This window comes from Candidatus Nitrososphaera evergladensis SR1 (genome assembly GCF_000730285.1).
Taxonomy (GTDB): domain Archaea; phylum Thermoproteota; class Nitrososphaeria; order Nitrososphaerales; family Nitrososphaeraceae; genus Nitrososphaera; species Nitrososphaera evergladensis.
Genome location: NZ_CP007174.1, coordinates 817,981 through 842,630 on the forward strand (window position 1 = coordinate 817,981; position 24,650 = coordinate 842,630).

Annotated in this window: 32 protein-coding genes; 14 read left to right on the forward strand and 18 right to left on the reverse strand. The window is 52.4% G+C overall.

Features of this window, described 5'->3' with window-relative positions; genetic code table 11:
- Positions 1–13 precede the first annotated feature (13 nt).
- From NTE_RS04180 to NTE_RS04200, 6 genes are all read right to left on the reverse strand, one after another.
- Positions 14–862, reverse strand: coding sequence for an integrase (locus tag NTE_RS04180; RefSeq protein WP_148699881.1), 849 nt, complete (start codon positions 860–862; stop codon positions 14–16).
- Between the two features lie 381 nt (positions 863–1,243).
- Positions 1,244–1,948 (reverse strand): hypothetical protein, encoded by a 705-nt coding sequence (locus NTE_RS04185; protein ID WP_148699882.1) that lies wholly within the window; start codon positions 1,946–1,948, stop codon positions 1,244–1,246.
- Between the two features lie 205 nt (positions 1,949–2,153).
- Complete coding sequence (locus NTE_RS17280) at positions 2,154–2,285, reverse strand: hypothetical protein (protein WP_264357939.1); 132 nt, start codon at positions 2,283–2,285, stop codon at positions 2,154–2,156.
- Positions 2,286–2,400: 115 nt separating this feature from the next.
- Positions 2,401–3,051 carry an ammonia monooxygenase family protein gene (locus tag NTE_RS04190; protein WP_148699883.1) on the reverse strand — a complete coding sequence of 217 codons (651 nt, stop codon included), beginning with the start codon at positions 3,049–3,051 and terminating at the stop codon, positions 2,401–2,403.
- A 162-nt stretch (positions 3,052–3,213) separates the two neighbouring features.
- Positions 3,214–3,522, reverse strand: coding sequence for a hypothetical protein (locus tag NTE_RS04195; protein WP_226987168.1), 309 nt, complete (start codon positions 3,520–3,522; stop codon positions 3,214–3,216).
- Between the two features lie 147 nt (positions 3,523–3,669).
- Positions 3,670–4,773, reverse strand: a complete 1,104-nt coding sequence (locus NTE_RS04200) for a hypothetical protein (RefSeq protein WP_148699885.1) — start codon at positions 4,771–4,773, stop codon at positions 3,670–3,672.
- 188 nt (positions 4,774–4,961) lie between these two features.
- Here NTE_RS04200 and NTE_RS16340 point away from each other — a divergent pair, with 188 nt between their 5' ends.
- The 3 genes from NTE_RS16340 (at position 4,962) to NTE_RS04210 (ending at position 5,871) form a co-directional block, all read left to right on the forward strand.
- A complete protein-coding gene (locus NTE_RS16340) occupies positions 4,962–5,138 on the forward strand; it encodes a hypothetical protein (protein WP_158385086.1) in 177 nt (58 codons plus the stop codon).
- 127 nt (positions 5,139–5,265) lie between these two features.
- Positions 5,266–5,511, forward strand: coding sequence for a hypothetical protein (locus NTE_RS04205; RefSeq protein ID WP_148699886.1), 246 nt, complete (start codon positions 5,266–5,268; stop codon positions 5,509–5,511).
- Between the two features lie 111 nt (positions 5,512–5,622).
- A complete protein-coding gene (locus tag NTE_RS04210) occupies positions 5,623–5,871 on the forward strand; it encodes a hypothetical protein (RefSeq protein ID WP_148699887.1) in 249 nt (82 codons plus the stop codon).
- Here NTE_RS04210 and NTE_RS04215 read toward each other — a convergent pair.
- Positions 5,858–6,790: a hypothetical protein gene (locus NTE_RS04215; protein WP_148699888.1), complete on the reverse strand. Its 933-nt coding sequence runs from the start codon at positions 6,788–6,790 to the stop codon at positions 5,858–5,860. The two genes, NTE_RS04210 and NTE_RS04215, sit on opposite strands and share 14 nt — an antisense overlap.
- Positions 6,791–6,835: 45 nt before the next feature.
- Between NTE_RS04215 and NTE_RS04220 the strand changes: the two genes are divergently transcribed.
- The 4 genes from NTE_RS04220 (at position 6,836) to NTE_RS04235 (ending at position 10,667) form a co-directional block, all read left to right on the forward strand.
- Positions 6,836–8,242 carry a nucleotide sugar dehydrogenase gene (locus NTE_RS04220; RefSeq protein ID WP_148699889.1) on the forward strand — a complete coding sequence of 469 codons (1,407 nt, stop codon included), beginning with the start codon at positions 6,836–6,838 and terminating at the stop codon, positions 8,240–8,242.
- Between the two features lie 142 nt (positions 8,243–8,384).
- Entirely contained in the window at positions 8,385–9,434 is a 1,050-nt protein-coding gene (gene mtnA / locus NTE_RS04225) for an S-methyl-5-thioribose-1-phosphate isomerase (RefSeq protein ID WP_226987169.1), read from the forward strand.
- Positions 9,435–9,484: 50 nt separating this feature from the next.
- Complete coding sequence (locus NTE_RS04230) at positions 9,485–10,093, forward strand: PqqD family peptide modification chaperone (protein WP_148699890.1); 609 nt, start codon at positions 9,485–9,487, stop codon at positions 10,091–10,093.
- A gap of 1 nt (position 10,094) precedes the next feature.
- A complete protein-coding gene (locus NTE_RS04235; protein ID WP_148699891.1) occupies positions 10,095–10,667 on the forward strand; it encodes a methyltransferase domain-containing protein in 573 nt (190 codons plus the stop codon).
- Here NTE_RS04235 and NTE_RS04240 read toward each other — a convergent pair whose 3' ends face one another.
- From NTE_RS04240 to NTE_RS16345, 4 genes are read right to left on the reverse strand one after another with little or no spacing between them, the layout of a single operon-like run.
- Positions 10,668–10,958, reverse strand: coding sequence for a winged helix-turn-helix domain-containing protein (locus tag NTE_RS04240; protein WP_148699892.1), 291 nt, complete (start codon positions 10,956–10,958; stop codon positions 10,668–10,670).
- A gap of 42 nt (positions 10,959–11,000) precedes the next feature.
- Positions 11,001–12,179 carry a hypothetical protein gene (locus NTE_RS04245; RefSeq protein ID WP_148699893.1) on the reverse strand — a complete coding sequence of 393 codons (1,179 nt, stop codon included), beginning with the start codon at positions 12,177–12,179 and terminating at the stop codon, positions 11,001–11,003.
- A gap of 38 nt (positions 12,180–12,217) precedes the next feature.
- Positions 12,218–13,459 (reverse strand): MFS transporter, encoded by a 1,242-nt coding sequence (locus NTE_RS04250; protein ID WP_148699894.1) that lies wholly within the window; start codon positions 13,457–13,459, stop codon positions 12,218–12,220.
- Positions 13,456–13,605, reverse strand: coding sequence for a hypothetical protein (locus tag NTE_RS16345; protein ID WP_158385088.1), 150 nt, complete (start codon positions 13,603–13,605; stop codon positions 13,456–13,458). The genes NTE_RS04250 and NTE_RS16345 overlap by 4 nt, the downstream gene beginning before the upstream one ends.
- 201 nt (positions 13,606–13,806) lie before the next feature.
- Here NTE_RS16345 and NTE_RS04255 point away from each other — a divergent pair, with 201 nt between their 5' ends.
- The gene (locus NTE_RS04255; RefSeq protein WP_226987170.1) at positions 13,807–14,355 is read left to right on the forward strand and encodes an SRPBCC family protein; all 549 of its coding nucleotides are present in this window, start codon (positions 13,807–13,809) and stop codon (positions 14,353–14,355) included.
- Between the two features lie 137 nt (positions 14,356–14,492).
- Here NTE_RS04255 and NTE_RS04260 read toward each other — a convergent pair whose 3' ends face one another.
- Positions 14,493–15,398, reverse strand: coding sequence for an arginase family protein (locus tag NTE_RS04260; protein WP_148699895.1), 906 nt, complete (start codon positions 15,396–15,398; stop codon positions 14,493–14,495).
- 175 nt (positions 15,399–15,573) lie between these two features.
- Entirely contained in the window at positions 15,574–15,900 is a 327-nt protein-coding gene (locus NTE_RS04265; protein WP_148699896.1) for an ArsR/SmtB family transcription factor, read from the reverse strand.
- Between the two features lie 36 nt (positions 15,901–15,936).
- Between NTE_RS04265 and NTE_RS04270 the strand changes: the two genes are divergently transcribed.
- Complete coding sequence (locus tag NTE_RS04270; protein ID WP_148699897.1) at positions 15,937–16,377, forward strand: SRPBCC family protein; 441 nt, start codon at positions 15,937–15,939, stop codon at positions 16,375–16,377.
- A 148-nt stretch (positions 16,378–16,525) separates the two neighbouring features.
- Here the strand turns inward: NTE_RS04270 and NTE_RS04275 are convergent, their stop codons facing one another.
- Both NTE_RS04275 and NTE_RS04280 read right to left on the reverse strand, forming a co-directional pair.
- Positions 16,526–16,918, reverse strand: coding sequence for a hypothetical protein (locus NTE_RS04275; protein ID WP_148699898.1), 393 nt, complete (start codon positions 16,916–16,918; stop codon positions 16,526–16,528).
- Positions 16,915–18,375, reverse strand: coding sequence for a glycine--tRNA ligase (locus NTE_RS04280; protein ID WP_148702027.1), 1,461 nt, complete (start codon positions 18,373–18,375; stop codon positions 16,915–16,917). The genes NTE_RS04275 and NTE_RS04280 overlap by 4 nt, the downstream gene beginning before the upstream one ends.
- Positions 18,376–18,496: 121 nt before the next feature.
- Between NTE_RS04280 and NTE_RS04285 the strand changes: the two genes are divergently transcribed.
- Positions 18,497–19,675, forward strand: a complete 1,179-nt coding sequence (locus NTE_RS04285; protein ID WP_148699899.1) for an aminotransferase class I/II-fold pyridoxal phosphate-dependent enzyme — start codon at positions 18,497–18,499, stop codon at positions 19,673–19,675.
- Between the two features lie 6 nt (positions 19,676–19,681).
- On the opposite strand, the gene pspAA is transcribed toward NTE_RS04285, so the two are convergent.
- The 3 genes from pspAA to npdG all read right to left on the reverse strand — a co-directional run bounded on the left by pspAA (position 19,682) and on the right by npdG (position 21,293).
- On the reverse strand, positions 19,682–20,119 hold the full coding sequence (gene pspAA, locus NTE_RS04290; protein ID WP_148699900.1) for a PspA-associated protein PspAA: 438 nt from the start codon (positions 20,117–20,119) through the stop codon (positions 19,682–19,684).
- Positions 20,120–20,289: 170 nt separating this feature from the next.
- Positions 20,290–20,583, reverse strand: coding sequence for a hypothetical protein (locus NTE_RS04295; protein WP_193354088.1), 294 nt, complete (start codon positions 20,581–20,583; stop codon positions 20,290–20,292).
- A gap of 26 nt (positions 20,584–20,609) precedes the next feature.
- Complete coding sequence (gene npdG, locus NTE_RS04300) at positions 20,610–21,293, reverse strand: NADPH-dependent F420 reductase (RefSeq protein ID WP_148699901.1); 684 nt, start codon at positions 21,291–21,293, stop codon at positions 20,610–20,612.
- A gap of 186 nt (positions 21,294–21,479) precedes the next feature.
- Between npdG and NTE_RS04305 the strand changes: the two genes are divergently transcribed.
- The 4 genes from NTE_RS04305 (at position 21,480) to NTE_RS04320 (ending at position 24,638) form a co-directional block, all read left to right on the forward strand.
- Entirely contained in the window at positions 21,480–22,103 is a 624-nt protein-coding gene (locus NTE_RS04305; protein WP_148699902.1) for a histidine phosphatase family protein, read from the forward strand.
- Between the two features lie 54 nt (positions 22,104–22,157).
- The gene (locus NTE_RS04310; protein ID WP_226987172.1) at positions 22,158–22,445 is read left to right on the forward strand and encodes a cytochrome c oxidase subunit II; all 288 of its coding nucleotides are present in this window, start codon (positions 22,158–22,160) and stop codon (positions 22,443–22,445) included.
- Positions 22,446–22,937, forward strand: coding sequence for a cytochrome c oxidase subunit II (locus NTE_RS04315; protein WP_148699903.1), 492 nt, complete (start codon positions 22,446–22,448; stop codon positions 22,935–22,937).
- A 177-nt stretch (positions 22,938–23,114) separates the two neighbouring features.
- A complete protein-coding gene (locus NTE_RS04320) occupies positions 23,115–24,638 on the forward strand; it encodes a cytochrome c oxidase subunit I (RefSeq protein WP_148699904.1) in 1,524 nt (507 codons plus the stop codon).
- The last annotated feature ends 12 nt before the right edge of the window (positions 24,639–24,650 follow it).

The following is a 24,650-nucleotide window of genomic DNA, read 5'->3' on the forward strand; positions in this document are numbered from 1 at the left end:
CTGACTTTGTATCTTATGCTAGCTCTTTCTTCAGCTCTGGCAGCAGTCGAAGTATGCGCTTGGCTTGTTTGTCAAAGTCTGGCCGGTAATAGTGCTTACCAAAGATGCTAGCCGGCGTACGGCCCTGCAACAGGTCTATAAATTCAGTCTCTATACCATGCTGTCGTAGGTAGGTCGCAAAGACCTTGCGACAGTATCGCATAGGCATTGGTATCTTACGGCGCTTTAGGTACGACCGTATGCTATGGTAACTATCACTCGATTGCTTTGCCAATGTTAGTAAATCGTCGTCTACTAGCGAGATGTATGCCTTCTTGCTTCGGCGAATGAATAGGTCTTTGTGCCTGTAGTGCTCTAGTATGCCGCGCTCTTCATTGTAATAGTCTTTAGTGGCTTGCTTGATCAGGCCAATGGCTTTGCACGATTCGTCGGCTCGTAGGCCCAGCATGGTAGCGACGACAAGAGTATTAGCACAGTCGGCGGGTAATACCTTGATTGCCTGCTTAATACGGTCTAGCATCTCGTTAATGTCTTCTTTCTCAAAGAAATTGAAATTGTCGTCAGTGTGCCGCCAGTGTAGCGCATGATTCTTGATGATTCTTTGCCATGTCTCATAGCAACCGTTGAACTTTGCCAAGTGCGACAGTGCGCGCATGGTCTGCCTTTGCATGTCGTGCGACATCGCGAGTAATTCGCTAGCGTTACAACTGGTCAATACGTGCTGGTACTTGTTAGCGCGGGCGTGTAGGTAAGTAATGTCTTTGTCGCTTGTCAGCACCTTTCGCAAATAAGCATCAAAGCCGTCTAAAGTAATGGCAATGGCCGGCCTTGTCGCTTGTTCGACGTCGTAATTGCTGTGCAAGGCCTTGGGCGCTGGAGGTCGCTGGTTCGAATCCGGCCGACCCCATTGATGTATCTGATGAAAAACTCGAAGATTTGTGGGCGTATTTTGTCAAGAGGCAGACGTATATGACAGAAGGCTCGACATCTGCTGGCACTTATTGTGCTCCAGAGATTTCCTAACGGAAAGGCGGTTACGCCTGCGCGTTTGTGAGAGATGAGCTATTAAAGTATTTTCAAAGTGAAAACCACGAATTCATGGTTGCAATGAATCAACAGCAGCCGGCTCCAAATAATATGGTGAGATACAGCAGCAGGTAAGCAATTTGTCGCAGGATCTTTTCAAGCTGCGGAGCAAGTATTGAAAACCCTGCAAAAGAAGGAATTACTGCTAATCTCTATTTCATGACTGGCCGAAAACCACCAGTGTGCCACCCCAAGCATATAACCAGCCTTCAGTGTTGCAACCGCCAAGCCTAGTTACCGGTATCAGCGTTAGAGAATGTTTGCCTTGGGAGATATCTTCCAGAGTTATGACCCCTGTACTAAGTGGAATGGGCGGAGATCTGCCTTCATAGCCTAACCAGTGGGTTACACCTACAGTTTCGCCATCGACTTTTACCACGACTCGAATATCTGCACAATGAAAAGCTGATGGAGTGGCATCGTCAGAAACGTCATCGAAGAATTGGAATTGCAATGTCTGTGTCTCATTTACATATACAGTGTTTGTCACTGCCAAAGACGTTGGAGAAGGTCCTTCAGATTGGCTGCCTCCACTTTTTGTAAATTGAATGACTTTCTGTGCATGAATTTCGTCAATACTTGCTGGGCAACATAGTGCTGCTATACTATCTTCCAAGCTGACTCCAGGTTGCTGGCCAATCAAAATAGGAACATCAGAAGAAGCATCTTCTACTGCTGCCGTCGTCATTGTTGTTGCGGCATTGGCATTCCTTTCAATCAGGAATGCAGGAGCCAGTAGTTGCAGTATCGGTATGCCTGCAGAAGACAAGAACAGTGAAGCACTTAGTATTGCCACTGTTGCAATCAATAGAGCCGTGATCATCTTCTGGCTTGAATAAGCTTTCTTGGAGTTGCCAGGCATATCGTAATTGCGGTAAGCTGAGTATAAGCATTGTTGACTATTGATCGGCAAGTAAGTGATGACTCTACTCTTTCTGCTTTGAACAGAGTTGGTTAGTCATAACATTGCGTTGTTACTGAGATGGACAAACTGTTCAGTGCTCTGCCGCTATCGTTGTACAAGCTTTTTCTTAATGTTCTTCTCTCTTCTTCTTTTTTCTCTGCTGCTATCCAGATTCAGAGTGCCCTTCGTGCGCTTCTGGGCTGTGCCCTCTTTTTGCCCTTGTTGCAAACAGCACCCCTACAAGGAACACAAAGATGCCTATGGTGATGGCGTACGTGCTCATTGCGTCGGCCATGCTGTTAGGTCAGGCGAATGTCGAAGATAAAGTTGTCGATAAGCGACGAATCTGGAATACTGGAAAGCGTTCGCTAGAACATATAAAAATGAAAAGAAAAGGAAAAAGGGGAGGTTTAGTCCCACTTGCTCCACGCGGCCATCCATCTGTATGTCCACGTGTTAAGTTTTGCACCCAACGCAGTCATGGGTACTGTTAGCACTGCACTAGCGCCAGAACCTAGCGCCACAGGCGAGTTGTAAAACTTACCTACCTGAGGCTCTATAGGCGTCATGTATGCAGGCAGCGTCGGTCTCGGATACTTGAAGGCTACCTCAAGCGGGTCCCTGATGAGCAACAGGTTGACCATGTTGAACAGCGGAAGTGATAGGCCAACCAGCGTGCCGCCGATGATGATGACAGCGTGCTTGTTGCGTCTTGTCGCCCAGTACGTGAGGTCCAACAGCATTGCCGATGGGATCCACACTGGCACCACGATGAAGTCGTATGGATAGCCAAGTGCAAACCATGCACCCTTTGCAACCCATGTGTAGATAGTCATGATTGTGGCGTAGTATGTGGCCGTGCCCGGAACGCCTGTGAACAACATGTAGTATACCGCACCCACAGCGAGCATCGTCGACTGTGACACGGAGAATACTACGAAGGATGTCCACATCCAGTCTGTGTAGAAGATGTAGTCTCCTGCGTTGATGGTTAGCAGCGTGCTGTTGACAGCAACGACTACTATGAATAGGTAGTGCGTTGTACGTCTAAGCCAGACCATTGGAAACCATGACAGAATGCTTGTATTTAAGATTTACCGTTGCCAAAAATCTTGTGCGAAATCCGCACATATACCTTGATTTGTAGAAAACATGACACGAATAAAGCCTACCGTACAGGGGGGGGGGGGTAACGAAAAAGAAAAAGAGAAAAAAGGCTTTTCTTAAGCCCTTACCGTCTTCTCGCCCGTGATCTTCATGATGAAGAAGAATCCGAGGGCCTCGATTACGGTCAGAACGGACAGTGCGTATAATCCGCTAGGCAACGGGTATGCCCATGGGTAGACTGTGACGCCTACGTAAACACCGCCCGCAGTTGCAGCCCAGCACAGCGCAAAGCCCAGAATGTAAATTCCCTTCATGTTTTCGACTCTGCGGCCGATCATGCGTTCGATGTCGTCACGGCTTTCGCCGCCGCCTCCACCGCTACCACCCTTACGTCCACCACTTCCATATCCCTTTGGTAGAGTCATTCTGCTGTACAGATAGAGCATGCCTTTTTAAATTTTGCTGTCCACGGGTACGATAGGCATTTGCCTTCGCGGATTTCGCACGTAAAGAGAAAAAGATGAAAAAAGGAAAAGGAGGAGGGGAGGAGAGGTTGGTTGTTATGTTTGGCACTAGAGTGCGCTATTTCTTCCGCCAAACATGCCTCCAATGCCTATGCCCTTGAATCTGGTCATGGCTACGATAAATGCGACTGCAATCGCGGCAATTATCGCTGCGCTTACTGGAAACTCGGGCACGACGACTACGCCAAAGTCGGCTTCCTCCGTGAACGCGCCAGTGTTGACCCCGCTCACTGAATGAAGGACTATGCTGATGCTGACCGGCCCTCCGTTGCCCATCTTGACCGTCTGGACTCCTGTCGAACTTTCGCCGGTAAAGGCATTCTTTTTGTCGTAGATGACCTTTCCGCCTTTCTCCGTCACCGTAAAGTCGTAGTTGACCCTCTCTAGCTTTTGCCCGTTATTGTCTGCAAAGTCGACAGTGAATGTCGTGTTGCCGTTTGGCTGGATTTCTACCGGGTTCCAGCTGAGAGTCACGTCATAGGTTCCGCGTGCTGTAGATTGTCTGAGCGGAGGCTGGGGGATCTCTTCGACCGACTTTGGAACTGGCGGCTGGCCTGTACCGGTGGCGAGCAAATCAAACTTGAACTGAATTGGCGGCTTGCCCGATGCCACTTCGACAAATGTCTCTGCCTTGATGGGGAACGGGAATTCGTTCTCTATCCATATTTTGTTGTCTACGCCCTTGTGCCATCCGACAACTGTAGTGTCAAACGTGCCTGCTGGCACCGTGACCTTTTGCTGCCCTTGCGGCTTGAGTTCTTCTCCGCCTATTGCGGCAATCTTGCCCCACGAGCCGGCTTTGAGAGAAAGTGGCGCCGACACAGATGTGAACGCTTCGAGCCACTGGAGTGAGCGGCCATAGGCTCCGACAAACGGCCTCATGTCGTCGGGCACTTGTGACCCTCCACCGAGAGCCGCAAGGTTATCGCCAAGCCTCAATGTCCCGTTGTAGACGTTGCCTTGGTATTCAACAAACGTCGGTGCTATCCATGCACCGCGATCGTCCTTGCCCTTGAAGTATATTGTCATGTCAAACGGTGCATCATTGTTGGTGTCATATTCCTGTATTCTGTATTTTACATACGTGTCCTGTTTGGCGCCTTCGCCTACGTACCAGAGGTCGTCGGCCGCGTAAGCGCTCTTGACGCTCATAACACTGGCCAGGACTCCGAAAACCAGTACAGCAGCTATCGCCGAGAAGGCGAAATACCTGGACTCCATTATAATGGAAGTAAAATTTGCGACCTGATAAATGTTTATTTTCCGCCTACAATTTTTCTGCTGCAAAAAAGCGGCAGCAGCGACGACGATAAGCAAATAAGTGGAACACTTGCACCTACATGCAGCAAAGACATATGTGCAAATGCGCCAAGGTCACGTTCTATGAAGTAGAGTTCAAGCTTTCGGGGATGAAGGTCATCCCGACGCACAAGAACTGCGGCGAGGGGCTGAACGACGACCAGTTCAACTCGTTTGAGAAAGAACTCGTGAAGTACTGGGGCTTTGAGCAAAAGTAGCTTCTTCTCTATTTATATTTGAAATTCTGTCAGTGTTTAAATGCTCCAAGGGTTGTCTCTGGCTCATATACGCCAACTTTATTAATGCCGGAGCAAATTGCGTCTTTGGTGGTTTTGAGTGACCAAAATGTATAGCGTAACGATTGAAACGACAGGCGTGGATGCAGCTGAAGCCAAGGACTGGGCAAACGAGCTCGCAAACGTGTATGCCGATATGGCAGTTTCGGACGTAAACGTCTCTGGCAACAAGATCTCATTCAAGGCCGGCATGACTGGCATGGATGACACCGAGCCGGACGACATCAAGATGAAACTTGATGAGTACGTCACGATGCACGAGGCATTCGGCGTCAAAAAGATCGACATCCGTTAGGCCAATTACGGCCTTTTTTCTTGTTTTCATTCTCTATTGATGCATACAAATCATAACCGATTGTTACTAATACAGAAATAGAAATTTTGCAAAGTGTGGGGGTATCAACACATGACTTGCAAGGGTATATGCATACGTCACAAGGCTCAAAAGCCAGTCGGCTCGGGCAGGTACGCCAGCGGCCAAAAGAGGTGCCAGATCTGCGAGATATTCATCAAGTGGGATGGACTCTGGTGTCCGTGCTGTGGGTACAGGCTGAGGACAAAGCCAAGGAACTTGAAGTACAAGGCAAAGCTGCGGGCCAAGGCCGCCAAGATGGTCGACGAAGCGCCGCCGGTCCTGACCGTTAGGAGAAAGTAGTAGTATCATCAACCGTAGTCTTTAGGCCACTTTTTGCGGCCAAGGACAAGCTCTTCCGCAACTTCTCTAGCCGTTGCTCATCGCTAGATAGGTCCATTGCGAGCTGGACAAGCTTGGCATAGCGCCTGAAAAACGCGTCGTTTCTTGTAGCCAGGTTTTCCGCCGCTACCCTGCCTGCATAGTAGTAGCAGTCGGCAAGCATACTCTTTTCTAGCAGGTGCTCTACCTTGACACGAACAAGCTCTTTGTCATAGTCTTTGGATTTCAGCTCCATCATTGCTTCTGTTGACCTTGCTATGGCCGGCCTCGTGGCACGCTCTATCCCGATGCATTCAAGCGCGGCCTGCACTCCGTCTGCCGCATCCGCGGGCAAGTCGGCCTGCCTTGCCTGCGCAAGCTCGTGCAAGGGCATGGGCCGCGCGCCGAAAATCGCAAGGGTGCCTGCAACAAGGTGGTAGGAAGCCATCTTGAGCCACATGGCGCCCGCTACCTGTTGCTGCTCATCATCCTTCTTTTTGGCAATAAGCTTGAACTTTTGCTGGCAGAAAAGCGAGCTTACAAGCGCCTTTCTGCCCGACGCAAAGAGGGCTTTTTTGAACTTCTCATCTTTTTCATCCGCGATGCCTTTTAGAGTCGACGAAATGGAAAACGCCTTGGAGTCTTTGATTATTGACATGTCTCTCAGGGCAACGAGATGATCCTTGGGCCGGCTGATGTGCACAAGCTCTATAATGTGGCCGTCAACCTTTTCCAGCCGGTTCTCGCCCTGCCCAAACACCGCAATGTCGTACTCGCAGCAAGGGTGGGACATTTCGCCAGCAGCCCTGCAACCCATCAGGCCTGTCGGATGGGGCAGCCCTGCTACATAATCCCTGACCGCCTTGGGCACCAACACCATGCCAAGGGCCGGCACGAGCATTAAAGCTTATACGGACGACAGGATGAAATCTGTCTGCACAACAGCATGAAGAAGAAAAAGACTAGCAACACCAGCAAAAGTAGTAGTAATAATAGTGGTAGTGCGATTTCATCGCTTGCAGGCAAGATAAAGTCCGGCAACGTGAAAATCGCTGTCTATGGGCTTGGACACGTTGGCTCGCCGATAGCATCCGTTTGGCTCAGGTTTGGCGCCCACGTTATAGGAGTTGACAAGTCGCCTTCCGTCCTTGAAAGCGCCAGAAAGGGCAAGACGCACGTGCCAGAGCCCGGAGTAAACGAGGCATTTGCAAAGGGGCTCAAGCAAAAGCGCTTTTTCGTTTACGATGATCCTGTCAAGGCGTCGCAGGACTCGCAGGTCAAGATGATCTGCGTGCCGGTGCTCACAGTCGGCCAGTCGCTTTCTGCCGACCTTGGCGCAGTCAAGCAGGTCGCCTCGTCCGTGGGAAAGGGGCTCAAAAAGGGCGACCTTGTGGTCCTAAATCCAAGCGTGCCTCCTGGCACTTCTGAAGATGTTGTCATCCCGATACTTGAAAAGGAAAACAGCGGCGGGCTCAAGGCCGAGCGCGACTTTTTCATGGTCTACAGCCCGGAGCGCATCTACGAAGGCAGGGCGATTGAGGATATCGAGGAGCGCTATCCTGCAATAGTGTCCGGCGCCGGGCCAAAAAGCGTCGAGGCCGGATCAAAGCTGTTCTCGCTCGTGTTCAAGCGCGGCGTGATAACAATGACAAACATGCGCACAGCCGAGGCCGAGAAACTGCTTGAAGGCGTGTACAGGGACGTCAACATTGCGCTTGCAAACGAGATGGCGCGCTTTTGCGAAAAGGTGGGAGTCGACTTTTGGGAGGCAAGGGAAGGGGCAAACTCGCAGCCGTTCTGCCACATCCACAAGCCCGGAGTAGGAGTAGGCGGAGCCTGCATACCCGTCTACCCTCAGTTCATACTGCACACGGCTGATATTGCAAAAGCCGAGTGCAACATCACCAGACTTGGGAGAAACGTCAACGACTCGATGCCGGCGTACTGCGTCTCGCAGGCGCTAGGCCTCCTTGACGGAATTGCGCCGGCGCAATGCAAGGTGGCAGTCCTTGGACTTGCGTTTCGCGGGGGAGTGTCTGACACGAGGCTTTCGCCAACCTACCGCGTTATCGACGAATTGAAAAACGCCAGCGTCGCGGAAATCCGCGTCCACGACCCGATGGTGAAAAGCGACCCGGCGCTTGCGGCAGACATCAAACTAACGCAGGACCTGCGGGCCGCGCTAAAGGGCGCCGACCTAGTGTTGCTTGCCACCGACCACAAGGAGTACCAGAAACTGTCAAAGCGCGATACAGGCGACGCAGCGGTGTACGACGGCCGCGGCATGCTCGATGGAACGAAATTCGCCGGCAGGTTTGCGTCGATAGGCAGAAAGAAAGAGGTCGCCTCCTAGCCAAGCGCAAAAAATATTTTTTGATGCTCCCGCCCGCGAGAACTGGCGCACACAAGCTGACGTTCGCATGGGCTGGTGAAAAACAGCATCGGAAAAACCCTAGTTAGGTTTAATACCGCCCAAGCGACGTTTTTCTTCCTGCTTGGCCAAGAGCAAGAACCTTGATCTTTTGCTTACCGTAGAATGGAAAGACAACGCCGTTGTCATGATCGACCAGACAAAGCTCCCAAACAAGCTGGCCTATGTAAAATGCACCGACTACCACCAAGTCGCAGACGCGATAAAAAAGCTGGTGGTGAGAGGTGCGCCCGCAATAGGCGTAAGTGCCGCACTGGGGCTTGCACTTGCCGCGCAAAACAGCAAGGCCAAGACGCTTTCAGAACTCATGACCGACCTTGACACCGCTTTCAAGGAGCTGAGAGCGACGCGCCCGACTGCTGTCAACCTGTTCTGGGCGCTAGAGCGCGTTATGGGCAAAGCCAAGCGCGCCAAGACGCTGGAAGACGCGAGAAACATCGTGCTTGCCGAGGCGCAAAAAATGTGGCAAGAAGACGTCAAGGCCAACAGGGAGATGGGCGCAAACGGTGCAAGGCTGTTCCAGGACGGCGACGTGGTGCTGACGCACTGCAACGCCGGCTCGCTTGCAACAGTGGCTTATGGCACTGCGCTTGGCGTAATAAGGGCGGCAAGGGAGTCGGGCAAGCGCCTGAGCGTGATAGCGACCGAGACGAGGCCGGTCATGCAGGGAGCAAGGCTTACCGCGTTTGAGCTGCAGCATGACGGGGTCGACGTCAGCCTGATACCTGACACGGCGGTGGGCCACATGATGGCAAGGGGCGCGATAAAGCGCGTCATTGTCGGCGCCGACAGGGTCCTGCGGACGGGCCATGTCTTTAACAAGATAGGGACCTATCAGGTGGCAATACTTGCAAGCAGACACAAGGTGCCGTTCTACGTCGCAGCCCCCCTTTCGACTTTTGACTTTGAGAGCGACCCAAAAGACGTCGTGATAGAGGAGCGCTCTGTCGACGAGGTGGTAAAGGTGGGCAAAAAGAGGGTCGCGCCAAAGGGCGTCAGGATATTCAACCCCGCGTTTGACATGACACCTCCAGAGCTTATCACCGGCATCATCACCGAAAGGGGCGTGCTAAAGCCGCCGTTTGAAAAGAACCTGAAGGCGCTTTTGGGCTAGTGCGACAAGTATTTATCGTGTGGCAGACAAGTACCCGCTGCCAATAATATATGTCCGCAGCCGCACCACAGCAGGTCACCAAAGATCAGGTTTACGGCGCACTAAAAAAGTGCATGGACCCAGAGATCCCGGTAAACGTAGTGGACCTTGGGCTCATTTATGGGGTCAACATAGCTGACGGCAGAAACGTCGACATCAAGATGACCATGACCACGCGCGGCTGCCCGCTCCATGACACTCTCGTAAGTGACGTCAAGCGCTACGTGGGCAAGGTGCCTGGAATCGGCAACATCAACGTCGAGATAGTGTGGGACCCGCCCTGGAGCCTTGACAAGATGAACCCGCAGGTGCGAGAGCAGCTTGGATTTGGCAAGCCAAAACTGCGCTTCCAGATTGACTATGAAAAGGCCAAGCCCATGAAGGTGGGCCGGTACACCAAGCAGGAGGATGGCTCGATGATACTTGCAAACGACAAGGACCAGGGGTTCATGGTAAACGAAGCAATAGTCGAATTCTGGAACACGTGCGATGGCACAAAAACGATAAACCAGCTGACCGACCAGTTCTCTGCCAAGCTGGGAATGCCCCGGCAGCAGGTAGAGCAGGAAGTCGTGCAACTTGTGCAGCAGCTTCTTGAAGCAGAGCTTTTGAAGGCGTAACATGTCTGAGGATCTGTCTCTAGTCCCACCACATACAAGGACCATAGTGGAACTTGGGTCAGGCGACTGCCGGCTTTTGGAGACGCTTGCAGAAAAAGACCCGCAGACCGTGTACATCGGGATAGAGCTTGACAGCGAGCAGTGCAGGCAGGCCAAGTCGCGAGTCAACCTGCAGAACGTGTTTGTCATGCAGGGCTCTTTTGAAGACATTGTCCCGCGCCTGCCTGACGACTCGGTCGACGGCTTTATCGCTGTCCTGCCAGACCCTGCGTTCATTGACGAAAAAAAGGAGGACAAGTGGAAGCCGCTCTATAGGGCGGTGTATACAAAGCTAAAGAGGCCCGGCGCGTTCCGGCTCGTGACGGAAATCACGGACGAGATCCTGCAGCCAGTCTCCAACGAGGCGTTTGACAGGTGGTCGATATGGCTTGTCTCTGCGTTTCGCTCTGTCGGGTTCAAGGTGGCAGGCATGACAGAGGGCGCGCCTATAGAGTATTCGTCAAGGTGCCTTGACCAGTTCCGGGGCGACCCGGAGCGGATTCGCATTGCGACTCTGGACTTTGTCAAGGAATAGCTAGTACTCGCTGCCGTTTCCCATTATCTCCAAAAAGCCCTTCATCTTCCAGTACGTGTCTAGGAACTCCGATCCCCTCGGGGTTATGCTGTACCTCATGCCTTCGTCGTCGGCCACTTTTCTGGCAAGGCCAAAAGAACACAGATCGCTGACCATGACGTTGAGCCTGTCAAGGGGGACGCCAACGCCGTACGATATCCTTGTTATCCTGTCTGTGCCAAGCCTTATGACTTCAAGTATCGTTGCATAGATTTCCACCTTGTTTCTCTTGTTCTTTCTTCCTGCTGCCATCTTTTTCGCTGCCGCCCTCCTGCTCCTCTATCCCCAAAACTCTCACAGCGGAAACGCTGGAAGGCTGGCGACTTTTTCCGACGCGCTCTTGGACGTGACATTTCTGCCGGTTTCAAGCCGGCGCGTATAGGTGGTCTGCCCCACGGTACAGCCGTCATGGATCTCTATTTCATCTGCGACTATTTTTTCTGCCTCGGCGCCTTTTCCAGCAACAACCTTGGACCCATAGACATCCTGCACCTTGCACCTCTTGCCTAGCTCGACCATGCCGCCTACAAGCGGCCCCTTGCACTCTGCATGGGACGCTATCTTTATCCCGCCGCCTGCCTTTAGCCCCGCGCCCGTCTCCACCTGTCCTCCGATCCAGGCCCAGCCGGTCAGGATCGCCTTGCCTGCCTTGAACCGTCCTCCGACCCCAATGTCTGCGCCGGTCATGGTGTCTTTTACTTGGAGGTCTCCACCAACTCCGAGTTTGCCTGTCAGCGCAAGTGACCCTGCGACCCTGGTCTCTCCGCCGACTTCGAGCGTTGCGCCGGAACAGTTTCCGCCAACCTCGACGATCCCTCCCACCTTGATCTTCTCGCAGGCAAGGTCGCCGGTAGTGGCAAGCCGCCCTCCCACGTTTATGCCCCTGCCCTTGGCCGTGCCAAGCTCTACCCTGCCTCCTACCGTGATGCTGTCAAATTCAAGCTCGGACTTGCTCAGCAAAGTCCCGCCGACTCTGATCTGGCCCTGCACTGCTCCACTGCCTATCTCGGCCTGCCCGCCCACGCTCAGGTCAACAAGCATGGCTTTTTGCACAATCACCTTTCCGCCGACCTTTACAGATTCAGCGTCCAAGGTGTCTGACACTTTGAGCGTGCCTCCGACCCTGACAACCCTGCATTTTATTGAACCTGCGCTGATGATGCCTCCGCCCGCCACGCCTCCTTCTGCAGCGATGCTTCCGTCGACGTAAAGCGCGTTTTCGACGTCGACGTCTCCGTGCACCAAAAGGTTTCCTGCGACTCTCAGCGTCCCCTTTTCCACCTTCAGGGATCTGCATTCAAAGTCGCAGTTGATCGTACAGTCGCCCCTAAAGCGCGCACTGCCTGCGACCGTGACCTGCCGGTTGCTGCCGTCGGCCGCTTCTATCGTGGCGTTTTTCTCGACCTTTAGGTTTCCCTCGACCCTGCCAAGAGTGGCAGAATTTCCGCGCTCAACACGAACGTCTTGTTGCATGGCTCTCATTCTCCCGGATCTGATAAAAAGAAGCTGGCTCACAGCACATGATCATTTCCCTCGCCCTCCTCCTCCTGCCTAGGTGCGATTCTGGCCTGCCTTGTGGCAAACCATATCCCCATCATTACTGCCGGCACGGTCATGGCTGCTGCAACCATAAACGGCAGGCCGATGGCGCCTACTGCAATTCCCTGGCTGAACACTGCCGCACCAAAGCTTGGGCCGATTATCTGGGAAATGCCAGCAACCGACTGGCCTATGCCAAGCGTGGCGCCCTGCTTGTCTGCAGCTGTTCTCAGCGAGATCAGGGTTGTGATCGATGCCGTGGTCAGACCCATTCCAAGGGGCACAAACGTAGAGCTGACGATCAGAGTCGCAAGATCCTGCGCAAAGCCGAGCAGCGCAAGGCCTGCCGCTAGCGACGCGACTCCCGCCACAAAGAGCGTCTGTGGCGCGTACATCCTTGACAGTTTTGGCACTGCAACGCCCTGCACGGCAGACACCACTCCTCCTATGTACAGAAACAGCAGGCCCACCTGGAAGGGACCATAGTCAAACACCTTTTGGAGCCAGGGAGTCGACGTGCCTTCCATGACGTAGAACCCAAGCATCGTTATGAAGTACGCCGCAAGGAGCAGCTTTATCCCCGGGCTTTTTGCGATCTGCCTGAACGACTGCAGGAACGAGTCTTTTGTCCTTGCGCCCCTAGATTCTGGCATCTTGAAGTAGCCTAGCGCCAAGTTAGAGAAGGCAAGCGCGGCTGCCAAAAACGCCGGCACTGCGTATCCAAACGCGCTGCTCAGCGTGCCTCCTACGGCGGGGCCGAGGATGAGGCCCATGCCAAACGCGGCTCCAAGCCTGCCCATCTGCGCCATCCTGTTTTGCGCAGTGGTGATGTCTGACGCATAAGCCATTGCCACCGGGACGGTTGCTCCCATTGCGCCTGCCGCTATCCTTGCAAGGAACAAGAGCACAATGTTGCTCGCAATGCCAAAGAGCACAAACGCCGCTCCGGAACCTACAAGGCAGACAAGCATTATCTTTCTCCGGCCCAGCCTGTCGCTCAGGGCTCCCCACACGGGGGTAAAGGCAAACTGGGCGACGCTGTACGACGTCAGCAAGAGCCCGTAAACTACCGGAGAGGCGCCCAGGCTTGATGCGTAAAAGTACAGGTAGGGAAGCACCATCGCAAAGCCAAGGAAATCCAGAAACACCGTGACAAAAAGCACGGGAAACACCGACGACGATGATGTTCGGCTTGTTGCTGCTATTCTTCTCATTGCCTTGCCATCTTCCTCCTATGATGGATGTCGCTGCCGTACCAGTGCAGTGCAAATACCTTCCACGACGAGTCTATGGCATTGTATAGTAGTGCGCTGAAGCTGTGGTAGTCTTGGTCGTTGTGCGGCCAAATTTTTTCATTCATGGAAGAAAGCAAGCGGCAAATGCCTAAAAGGCTGGCTCACTGTACGTGATCACATATTGTGAGTAATGGAAATTATTAGTTAATTCTCTTAACCGCTTTTGCAGCTGCCTGAAAGAGCTAGCATTTCGGACATATCTTGCACTGGATGAGATTTTCCAAAATAACGATATGGTTATATAACCTACGGGTTATAATAGACGTATGGATGTGCAAGAAATGAAGGACGCAAAACCAAGTGACATAAACAACCAAGTTGGAACAGTAACAATCGAAGGCGAGTATGCGACTCTCCGGTACGAACGCCGCCTTCTCCATCCTCCTGAAGTGGTATGGAAGGCCATCACGGATCCCAAGGAGGTGGCCGTATGGTTCAGCACTAGTGCAAAGATTGACGCGCGCCCCGGCGGCGCTATAGAGTATATCAGCGTGCCTGTCGGTTTTCGCAGGACGGGCCGCATCCTAGTCTGGGATCCGCCGCGTGTTTTTGAGCATGAATGGCGCATAGACCCGCACCCGCAGCTTCCAAACGGCGAAGCGGAATCTATAATCCGCTGGGAGCTCGTACGGGATGCCGGCCAGACCATTCTTATGGTGACGCACAGTCGCCTCACAAAGGACAACGGCCTGCGCTTTGCACCCGGATGGCACGCCTTCTTGGACCGCCTGACCGCCCAGCTTGACGGCGAGAAAAAATTGCCGGACTTGATGGAACGCATAGCTGCGGTCAAGGGGCTTTACCCTGCGCAATAGCGCTGAAAAAGAAAAAGAAGTAATGTGCACACCTGTATGGACACGCAGAGCGTGTATCGGTCAAGTGCATTTCCCCATCTTTTTCTTCCACTTTTTCCATCAGGCCGCAGGCTTCATGCCGTCTTTTTCTGTCGATTCTATGATGATAAACCTGTGACGATGCTTGACACGAGCTTGCGCGCTATTGAGCCATCTCTGTCAAGGTTGGGATTAAAGATGGTAATGTCCATTCCAACAACCCTGCCCGATTTGAAAAGAACTTTTAGAATCTCGCCAAGTTCTGTAAAGTTTAATCCGCCGCCATCTTTCATCCTGTAGTCCACTGCTGGCATCACTGCATCGTCCAAGACGTCGACGTCAAGGTGAACCCAGATGCCTTTTAGCTCTTTACAGAGTAACAACCTGTCAAGAGCGTTCGACGCGGCTTTGGCTACTCCTGATTTTCTTACCTCTATAAAATCCAAAACGTAAATGTCCGATTCTCTTACGTCCTGAGATCCATAGCCTGCAGCCTCTTTTGTATCCCTGTAGCCGAACAGTACAATGTTCCTGTCTTGGACCAGCGGTTTGAGGCCGTCGATATTGGTCAAGACATCCGGACCTCGCCCGGAAACAATTGCAAGATCCATGTCGGCAACCTCGCCGGTTGGCGAGGCTTCTGGTTGATAAAAGTCGGCATGGCCGTCGATAAAGAAAAGTCCGTACTTTCCCAGGCGCCTCAAAGCCAAGGCGTTTCCTATCAGAATACTGCAATCGCCTCCAAGCACCAACGGAAACTGGTTTTTCTGCAAGGCAGAGGCGACTGCATCGGCAAGCCGCAGCGAATAACTGTGGATTGCCTGTGGATTGAGCAAAAGCGTTGTTTTGTCCCGCTCTGGACTATACGGTGGCGCCTCCACTCTTCCAGCATGTTCTGCGCCAAGCTCCCCAAGCAAATTGGCGGCTTTCAGCGCGTCTGGAAGGCGTTCCACTCCCGTCGGTTTTAGACCCAGGATTGACGGAGCTTCGATGACAACAAATTTCGGCACCTGCAATAATTCCATTTACGCCTGCATCAGTTATTTGATTTTCCCAAGATGCTGCAGCTCATTGTGCTTTTTCAAGCAGTGGTAAAAAACTTGCTGGCAAAATGAAGCCACAAAACATTGTTCATTTTCAAAACAGGTTTCATCTACATCGGCATTCCGGCGCATCAACAAAAGTGACTAGTTAGTGCGCTCATTCTTCAATTTCGCGTTTCATTCGGGCAAGCAGGTCGACTGTTCCGGCGGCATACTCGCAGATCCAGCGGTCGTGCAGTTCTTTGATGGGAAGCGGGTTGATGTAGTTCCAGCGATGGCGACCCTTGCGCTTTACTATGATCAAATCCGCCCTCTCAAGAACACCCAAGTGTTGCATGACTGTACAGCGATCCAGTTTCTTGAAAAAGAGATCGCACAGCTCCCCCGTTGTCCTGGGTCTCTCTCTGAGCAAATCAAGCATCTCTCGTCTGCGGGCATTGCCAAGAGCTTTGAGGGTCAAGTCGTGCCTGCGATCTCTTGACATGTTATACTTATATAACATGTCGTATATTAACTGTTCATGGAACTGAGATTTGATGTATACGCAAAGATCAGAAAACCAGTTGCCGAAGTATTTGACGCCGTCTATAATCCAAAGAAACTCAGCGGATATTTCGCGACAGGCGGGGCGAGCGGCCCCTTGGATGAAGGAAAAACAGTCACGTGGGACTTTCACGATTTCCCGGGGGCCTTTCCAGTTCATGTCAAGCAGGTGATAATGAATCAAAAGATCGTGTTTGAATGGGCCAATAACGAAGGCACAAACTGTCGCGTGGAAATGAACTTTGAGGCTCTTGACAAGCACTCTACGCTTGTCAAGATTAGCGAATCCGGTTGGAAGAAAGAGGACCAGAAATCCTTGGATGCGTCATACGGTAATTGCATGGGCTGGACGCAGATGCTTTGTTGCCTCAAGGTATACGTAGAGGATGGCAAAAACCTTAGAGAGTTTTTCTTCTGACCGTTCTCGCAACTTGTATGTGTGTATGTATGGATGTTCGGCGGTCTTCCCTGGCAGATCCGGGTGACTCTCAAAACTTACAGGATTGAGGCCCTGAATATGATGGCTAGGACAAATCTTTTTCTGCGCGCATTTGTGAATAATTTTATTATTTGTGATGCCTGCAAGCCGCGTGATCGGCCATGCACTCTTTGGAGCAGAATTCCAGCTCGCAACTTTCGCTTGCACACGGCACCGGCTCGTGGCCGAATTTCTTGTTGCAGTAGGTGCACCTTGATTCAAGCCCGGGATAGTTGCGGTTCATGTACGGCCCGCAGTTGCGCTTTTCACGAAACCACAATACCTCAAGGTTCATCTTTTCCGCGTGAGTCAGAACCGTGTCGTACGCCTCATAGTAACCGGGCGCATAGAACTGGCGTACAAGCATCGAGCCTTCCGGGCCCCTGCCTGAAGGGTTCCTGAACGCGACAAGCCACTTTTCGGCAGGTACGTCGCCCTCGCCTGCAAGCCTGCTGTCCTTTTTCTTGTTCTTCATTATCATCGTTTGATCTGAAGCGAGGCGCGCATAAAGCCTGCAAGCTCGCCCGTCCTGACCCTCTCTTGCTGCATGCTGTCGCGGTGGCGCACGGTGACCGTGTCGTCCTGCATCGTCTGGGGGTCGACCGTGATGGCAAACGGCGCGCCGACCTCTTCAAGCCGCCTGTACCGCCTGCCTATCGAGCCAGACTCGTCGTAAAAACTGTCAAAGTCAAGTTTCAACTCTGAATGGATCCTGCGGGCCTTTTCGCCAAGGCCGTCCTTGGTCATGAGCGGGAGGACGCCTACCAGCACCGGCGCAAGATACGGCTTTAGCTTCAGGACCGCCCTCGTCTCGTCCTTTACCTGCTCTTCGTAGTACGAGTGCTCCAGGATTGTGTAGAGGCTCCTGTCGATTCCCATCGACAGCTCAAAGACGTGCGGGAGCACCTTCTGCTGGTCTGAAGGGTCGACCACCTCAAGCTTTTGCTTGCTCGTTGTCGCGTGCCCCTTGAGGTCATAGTCGGAGCGGTAGTTGCACGCCACAAGCTCCAGCCAGCCCGTGCTCGTCTGCACCTCAAAGTCAAACGCGACAGAGGCGTAGAACGCCTTTTCCTCGTCAGAGAGCCTGCGGAACCTGCTCTTTGTAATGTCGATTCCTGTCTTTTCGTAGAATTCGGTAAGGAGTGCAAGATAGTACGCGACCAGCTTGTTTGGCACGAGGCCCTTTGCGATTGCCTGCTCTGCAGTCAGTGCAGTTATTTCAGAATCGCCATCCCTGAACAGGCGCAGCGTGGTGCCCTTTACTTCGTCAAAGCGCGGCATGTCGTCAAGCTTTGCCGGGTTGCAAAACACCTCGATCTCTGCCTGGTAGAACTCGCGAAGCCTCAGGAGCGACTGCCTCGGCGCTATCTCGTTGCGAAAGCTCTTGCCGATCTGCGCTATTCCAAGGGGCAGGCGGCCGCGCATTGTCTTGAATACCCTGCTGAAATCGACAAATATCGTCTGGCACGTCTCGGGGCGAAGGTACGCCTCCTCGCCGGCAGGCCCGATGCCTACTCGAAACATCATGTTGAACCTGCTGACGTTGCCAAGCTCGCCCTTGCAGTTCTGGCATTTCAGCCCGTGCTTTTTTATCAGGGCGTCAATGTCCTCGTTTGACAGCCTTTCGGGCACCCGCTCGTCCGTCTTTTCCTCGATAAAGCGGTCCGCGCGAAAGATAGAGCCGCATTTCGTGCATTTCACTATCGGGTCGGTGAAATTGCCGAGGTGGCCTGACGCGACAAAGACGCTCTTGCTCATTATCTGGCAGCCGTCTATCTCCATCATGCCGTCGCGCCTGACAAGCTCGCGCCTCCAAAGCTCGATGAACTTGTTCTTCATAGAAACGCCCGTGGGCCCGTACTCCCAGAACCCCGCGGGGGCATCGGAATAAATCTCGCAACTTGGAAAGTAGAAACCGCGCTCAAGGGCCAGCTTCATGACCTTGTCGTAATTTGACGTTGACAAACGAAAAGCAAACGGCGCTTTACAGGCTTTAAATCTATTCCTCGCTGCTGAAACATAACAATTTATCTCGGTCAGCCAGTCACCAATGTGCTAATTGAAGGTCTCTGACAGGACGCACGGCGTCGAGTACGCCATCCGCGACATTACCGCCTATGCAAACAAGTTCAGGGCTCAGGGAAAAGAGATCATCTACCTGAACATAGGCGACCCTGTAAAATTCGACTTTCCAACGCCGGAGCACATAAAGCGCGCCCTGACCGATGCTGTGAACAAAAATGAAAACTATTACGCCGACTCGGAAGGCCTGCCAGAGCTGAGAAAGGCAATAGTCGAAAAAGAGTCGGAAAAGGGCCTCGACGTGACCGAAGACGACGTCCTTGTAACAAACGGCGTGTCGGAGGGCCTTGACATGGCCCTTGCATCAATAGTGGACCCAAACAGCGAGGTCCTCATGCCCGGCCCTTACTATCCTCCATATTCGTCGTACGTAAAGTTCTATGGCGGCAAGCCCGTTGAATTCCGCCTGCACGAGGACGGCAGGCCGGACCTTGAAGACCTGCGCAAGAAAATAACGCCGCGCTCACGGGCGCTTTGCATCATCAGCCCAAACAACCCCACCGGGGAGGTTTTTGACAGAAAGAGCCTGCAGCAGCTCATCGACATTGCTACAGAACACGACCTCTATGTCATCTGCGACGAGATCTATGACAAGATAACTTTTGACTCTACATTTACCGGCATTGGCAAGGTGGCCAAGGACGCTCCGGTCGTGTTGTTGAACGGGTTTTCCAAGGCGTACCTGATGACAGGGTGGCGCTGCGGATACATCTGCATGAACAGCGGCTCACGCAAGCTGGACCAGTTCCGTGAAGACGTGCCCAAGCTTGCGCGCGTGAGAATAGCAACGAACCTGCCGGTGCAGATTGCAGCCGTTCAGGCTCTCCGGGGCCCGCAGGATCACATCCCTGTCATGGTAGAAAAACTGCGCAAAAGGCGCGACCTTGTAGTCAAGCGTCTAAACGGCATAGGAATCCAGTGCAAGGTGCCAAGGGGCGCGTTCTATGCTTTTCCAAAGATAGATCTTGGAAATAGATGGAAGGACGACAAGCATTTTGTCATCGAGCTGTTAAACAGCACCGGCGTGCTAACGGTGCACGGCTCGGGCTTTGGCACCTCTTATGGCTCGGGGCATTTCCGCATAGTGTACCTGCCTCCAGAAGACGTGCTTGAAAAGGCGATGGACAAACTGGAAAAATTCGTGAAAAGCTACTAGAGCGAGTCAGTTTTCCGGTATAACGCCTTCGCCCACGAACAGCTTTTTTGCCTCGTCTACCGGCAGGTCGGCACTTGGCAGGATTATGTCAGACCTCACGATCTCTCCAGGCTCTACTGCCTTGCCATGCTTTATCGTGATCTGGTTAAGCTCGGCAAGTTTCTTTTTGAACCCGACGTCGTCGGCCTTTTCGCTTGCGACCATTTCAACAAGCTCGCTGTCAATGTCGTTAAGGCGCTTGAGCGTACGCGCGTCGACGGTGAACTGGCCGTGGCCCATTATCCGCACGACTTTTTTCGCTGCAGCCGGCGCCATCTTGGCCTTCTTTGGACGGGACTTTTTTTGTGCGAGCCGGATGATTTTCTTTGCGCGCCTTGGTTTGTTTTTTGCAACGACCTTGGCCCTCTTGCGCGCCTTGGCCTTTGCTTTTACCTTCTTTTTCATTGTATGGTTTCTGCTGATAGTATTGTTTCATATGCACTCCGACTTTAACTTTGCTAATTCTACCTCAATATTGTCATGTATTGCAATTTTTTGCATTTCTCTCATGATTTCTTTATTAATTGAGAACATTGGAAGTTAATCAATTCTACAATTGACGTGTTCTTGGCCTTTTATCTATTGGACCTGCGCCACTCGTGCTCGTCAGGCGGGCCATAATCCTCTTTTTTTCTATAATAGCCCCAAAAAAGAAGAATTCCTCCGCCTATCGTCATGGCGATTACAAATTTTTCATTGTTTATCTCAGAGTTCACAAAGTTGTCTAGATAGAACCCAAAAGTATACGCGGTGGATATGAGAAACAGGTCCCGCAGCGCGATTATTGCGGCGGTAATGAGAAAGAGTATTCCCATTGCAGTCATCCAGTTGCGGCCCCGGCGCGTCTTTTCCTCTTTCCACCGGCCCATGTGATTTCTTTAACGCTCCTGCACTACTATGTCAGCTTGACGCCTGGATTCTTCAATTTGTTGCGCTTTGCCGCATTGAGGAGCATCGGGGTGAGTACCTCTGCCTGGTACGTGAGCGAAAGCGGGCCCAGGTACACGGGGCGCAGACCAGCCACTTCAGACGCAAGCTCGCTCAATTTTGCTACAACATTTGGGTCGTCGCCGCAGACAAACGTATCTGCGTCAAGGCTGAGGTTGACGTTCTTTAGCTTCATTTCAGATATAGTGTGAAATGCCGACACCACGCGGGATCTTGGGGCCATCTTGTCTGCAACCCATTCGCCGGCTGTTTTTTTGCCCTGCTCAAGCAGCGGGATGTAGACAAAGCCGTTGTCGGTCCTTGTCATGGGAACTATGGGTGAGACTATTATGCAGTCAGGTCTCACCTGGGAGGCAAGCTTGCCACACGTGTCCTCGATAAACTCGTAGGGTATGGACAGTATGAGGATGTCACTGTCCTTTGCAAGCGAAATGTTGTCGTCGCCGGTTATGCTTCCGGCGATGCTGACGTTTGGCCCGTACGCCTGCCTGGCCGCATTCCTATAGTTTGCAGCGGCCTCTTTGGCTTTCTGGGCGTCTCTAGAACCTACCATGACATCGTGCTTGATGCACCACCTCATGGCAAACCCCTCGCCCATGCCGCCGGTGCCCCCTACTATTCCAATCTTCATGGCGACTTTCACGGAATCTTGCGATATTAACTTTAGGCTTTGCATTAGGGCAATCCTTAGGCTTCTGCCGACAAAGTAATGTGTGTATGTGCATGAAAAAAGAAGCAAGGAAATTCTAGTATGTACTTCTCCAGAAATACGCGCGTGCATGAAACAATAATTAACGGCTTTTGACAGCAAAATCCCGTGCCACTTGTTATCTTTATGCGCCACGGACAGGCCGATAACAACGTAAACCGCATACTCGTGGGCAGGCACATCGAGTCGCACCTGACAGAGCAGGGCAGAAAGCAGGTAGAGTACGCTGCAAAGGACCTGAAAAACGTCCAGATAGACAGGGTTGTGGTATCGCCAGTCATCCGCGCAGTCGAGACCGCAGAGATAATCTGCAAGGAAGTTGGCACAGGCTACGAAATAGACGAGCGCCTGTACGAGATAGAGCTGGGCAAGCTGGTAGGCATGAACTTTGACGAAGTCGTAAGCAAGTACGGCAACCTGTTTTTGAAATTCTACGACGAGCATGACCCGGCACTTGAAAGCTTTGGAGTCGAGCCATTCACCTCTGTGAAAAAACGCGTAAAGAGCCTGCTTGAAGAAGCCGCAGAAAAGCATGTTGACCGCAACATCCTGTGCGTGACGCACCTTGACCCGATAAAAGCCGCGATTTCAACCATCCTCGAGCTGAACCCCGAGGCGCTCTACCGGTGGCACATACGCAACGCGTCGATGACTATTCTCCGGCAGGACGACGGACTGTATTCGCTTTCTGGCGTCAATGTCATGTCGATGCACCGTTACGTGCATGAGTGATTTTCCAAAGCCTTAAATAAGATATGGAAACTTTCTGACACCAAAGGGACGAGTATGGCATCGTACAAGTTACTTTTGATCGCGATTCCCGTGGTCGCTGTGCTGTTTATGGACTTTTCAATCGCCTTTGCACAAGGTCAAGGTGAGCAAGCCGGGCAGACAGGGCAGTATATCTATGGCAGAGTCGAGATATGGGCGCTGTTCTACAGGCTGATGGTGATTGCATTTGTCATCGGCGCAATTCTGATGGGCGTGATATTCTACGTGGTATACCGGTTCCGCGAGTCGCATCCAAAGAACAGGAACTTGCCGGTTAGATCAACGGAGGGTGAGCACCACTAAATGGGGCACGCAACAATCGAGTGGGTCTACATTGGTGTGGTAGTCGCGCTCTTGATCTATGTTGGCGCTGACGCGTGGAACATCGAGCGCGAACTGGACCATGCCCCGCCAGAGTCAAAGATAATCAAGGTCACCGCGCAACAGTGGTTCTGGACGTTTGAACACGAAGACGGCAAGAAGGAGATCGGAGAACTACACCTTACAAAAGGCGTTCCGTACAAGTTCGAGATCACGTCCAGAGACGTCATACACGCGTTCAACGTGCCTGACTATACCTTGATGATGGACGCTGTGCCGGGCAAGATAAACACGCTGTGGGTCGTTCCTGACCAGAGCGGCGAATTTCTGATCCAATGCAGGGAGTACTGCGGATTCTCGCATTACCAGATGCGCGCCAAGCTCTTTGTCGAAGAGCCGGCAGCTGGCGGTAATGTGACGCAAGTGGCTTCAGACCTGACTCCAAGCATTGGCGCCCAGGCAGTCGCAAGCTAAAAAGCAAGTTCTCCTCTTTTCTTTTTTCCTCCTTTTCATTTTCTTCCTCTTTTAGTTCATTTTTTCAGCGCAAAAATTTGCGTATGCCGCGCGTGCACGCACTATGCTTGCATAAAAAACAAAATGCTTTTATTTGATACCGGCTCCAGTTACAACCGATTTAGAGGCGAATAAGTAGTGGTACTAGAAGTTAAGAAACCCCGCCCGATGTGGGAGATACTATTTTCGTCCCACCACACAGATGTCGGCCTTTTGTACATCATTCTCTCCTTCACCGCTTTTATTATCGGTGGCGCCCTCGCAATAGCGATCAGAACAGAGTTATTCCTCCCAGGAACGCAGCTCATTGCTGATTCAACCACCTTCCACAGAATCTTTACTGTGCACGGAACCAACATGCTCTTCCTGTGGCTTGTGCCGTTCGCGTCAGGCATGGGCAACTACCTGATCCCAATCATGGTCAGGTACAAAGACATGGCGTGGCCAAAGCTCAATGCAATCGCGTTCTGGATGATTCCGGTCGGCATGGCCATGATATGGATGGGCTTTTCAGATACCACCTGGATGGCGTATCCGCCTTATTCCACAACCAAAGCGCCAGGTCCAGCAGCGGAAATGTGGATATTTGGACTAAAGATACTTGGGCTTTCTTCGATCCTTGGTGCGATAAACTTTGTAGTCACGATACTAAAGATGAAGCACCCCGACCTGCCGTTGATGAAGACGTCGCTCTTTGTGTGGGGCACCCTCGTGACATCTTTGATGATACTTGTTGCGCTGCCGACGTTTACGGCCGCGCTGATAATGCTGTACACGGACAGGCTTGGAGTGACTGGGTTCTTTGACCCGACAAGGGGCGGAGACCCGATAGCGTACCAGCACCTGTTCTGGTTCACGTTCCACCCTGAAGTGTACATATTCCTGCTGCCTGCAGTGGGCATGATGTACGAGCTGATACCCAAGTTCTCCAGAAAGCCACTGTTCAGCTACCAGTCTGGAGTGACTGCGTTCGTCCTGCTTGGGATCGTAGGCTTTGCATCGTGGGCGCACCACATGTACTCTACAGGCATGAGCTTTACAGAAAAGACCGTGTTCATGGTAGGAACGCTAGCAGCAGTGCCTGCGTCTGCCATGCACATCTTTAACTGGATAGCGACCATGTGGGGCGGAAGGATCAAGTTCGCATCGCCAATGAGCTTTGCTGTGGGAGGAGTCGTGTTATTCTTCTACGCGGGAGCCGGAGGTATAGTGAACACGGCCATGCCGCTTGACTTTATCACGCACGACAGCTACTGGGTGGTAGGACACTTCCACCTGTTCGTCATGGGAATGGTCACGTTTGGCTTCATCGGGTTCCTGCTCTACATGTTCCCGTTCATAACAGGCAGGATGTTTAACGAAAAGGCGGCCATGGTATCGTTCTGGCTGTTCTTCGTGGGAGTATCACTGATATTCCTGACCCAGCACGTGCTGGGCCTGTACGGGCAGCCAAGGCGTGTCTACGACTATGTCCCCGTCCAGCCGCTCATCATACTGAACCAGATATCGTCCGTAGGAGCATGGATAACTGCAACAGGCGCAGCTCTGCTGACAGGCATCCTGATACACGGTTCGATGAAGGGCAGGTATGCAGACTTGAAGGACCCGTTCCAGATCGGCGAGACTTATTTCCCAATCGCCGCAAAGGAGCCGCACCACTAGCAGGTGATACAT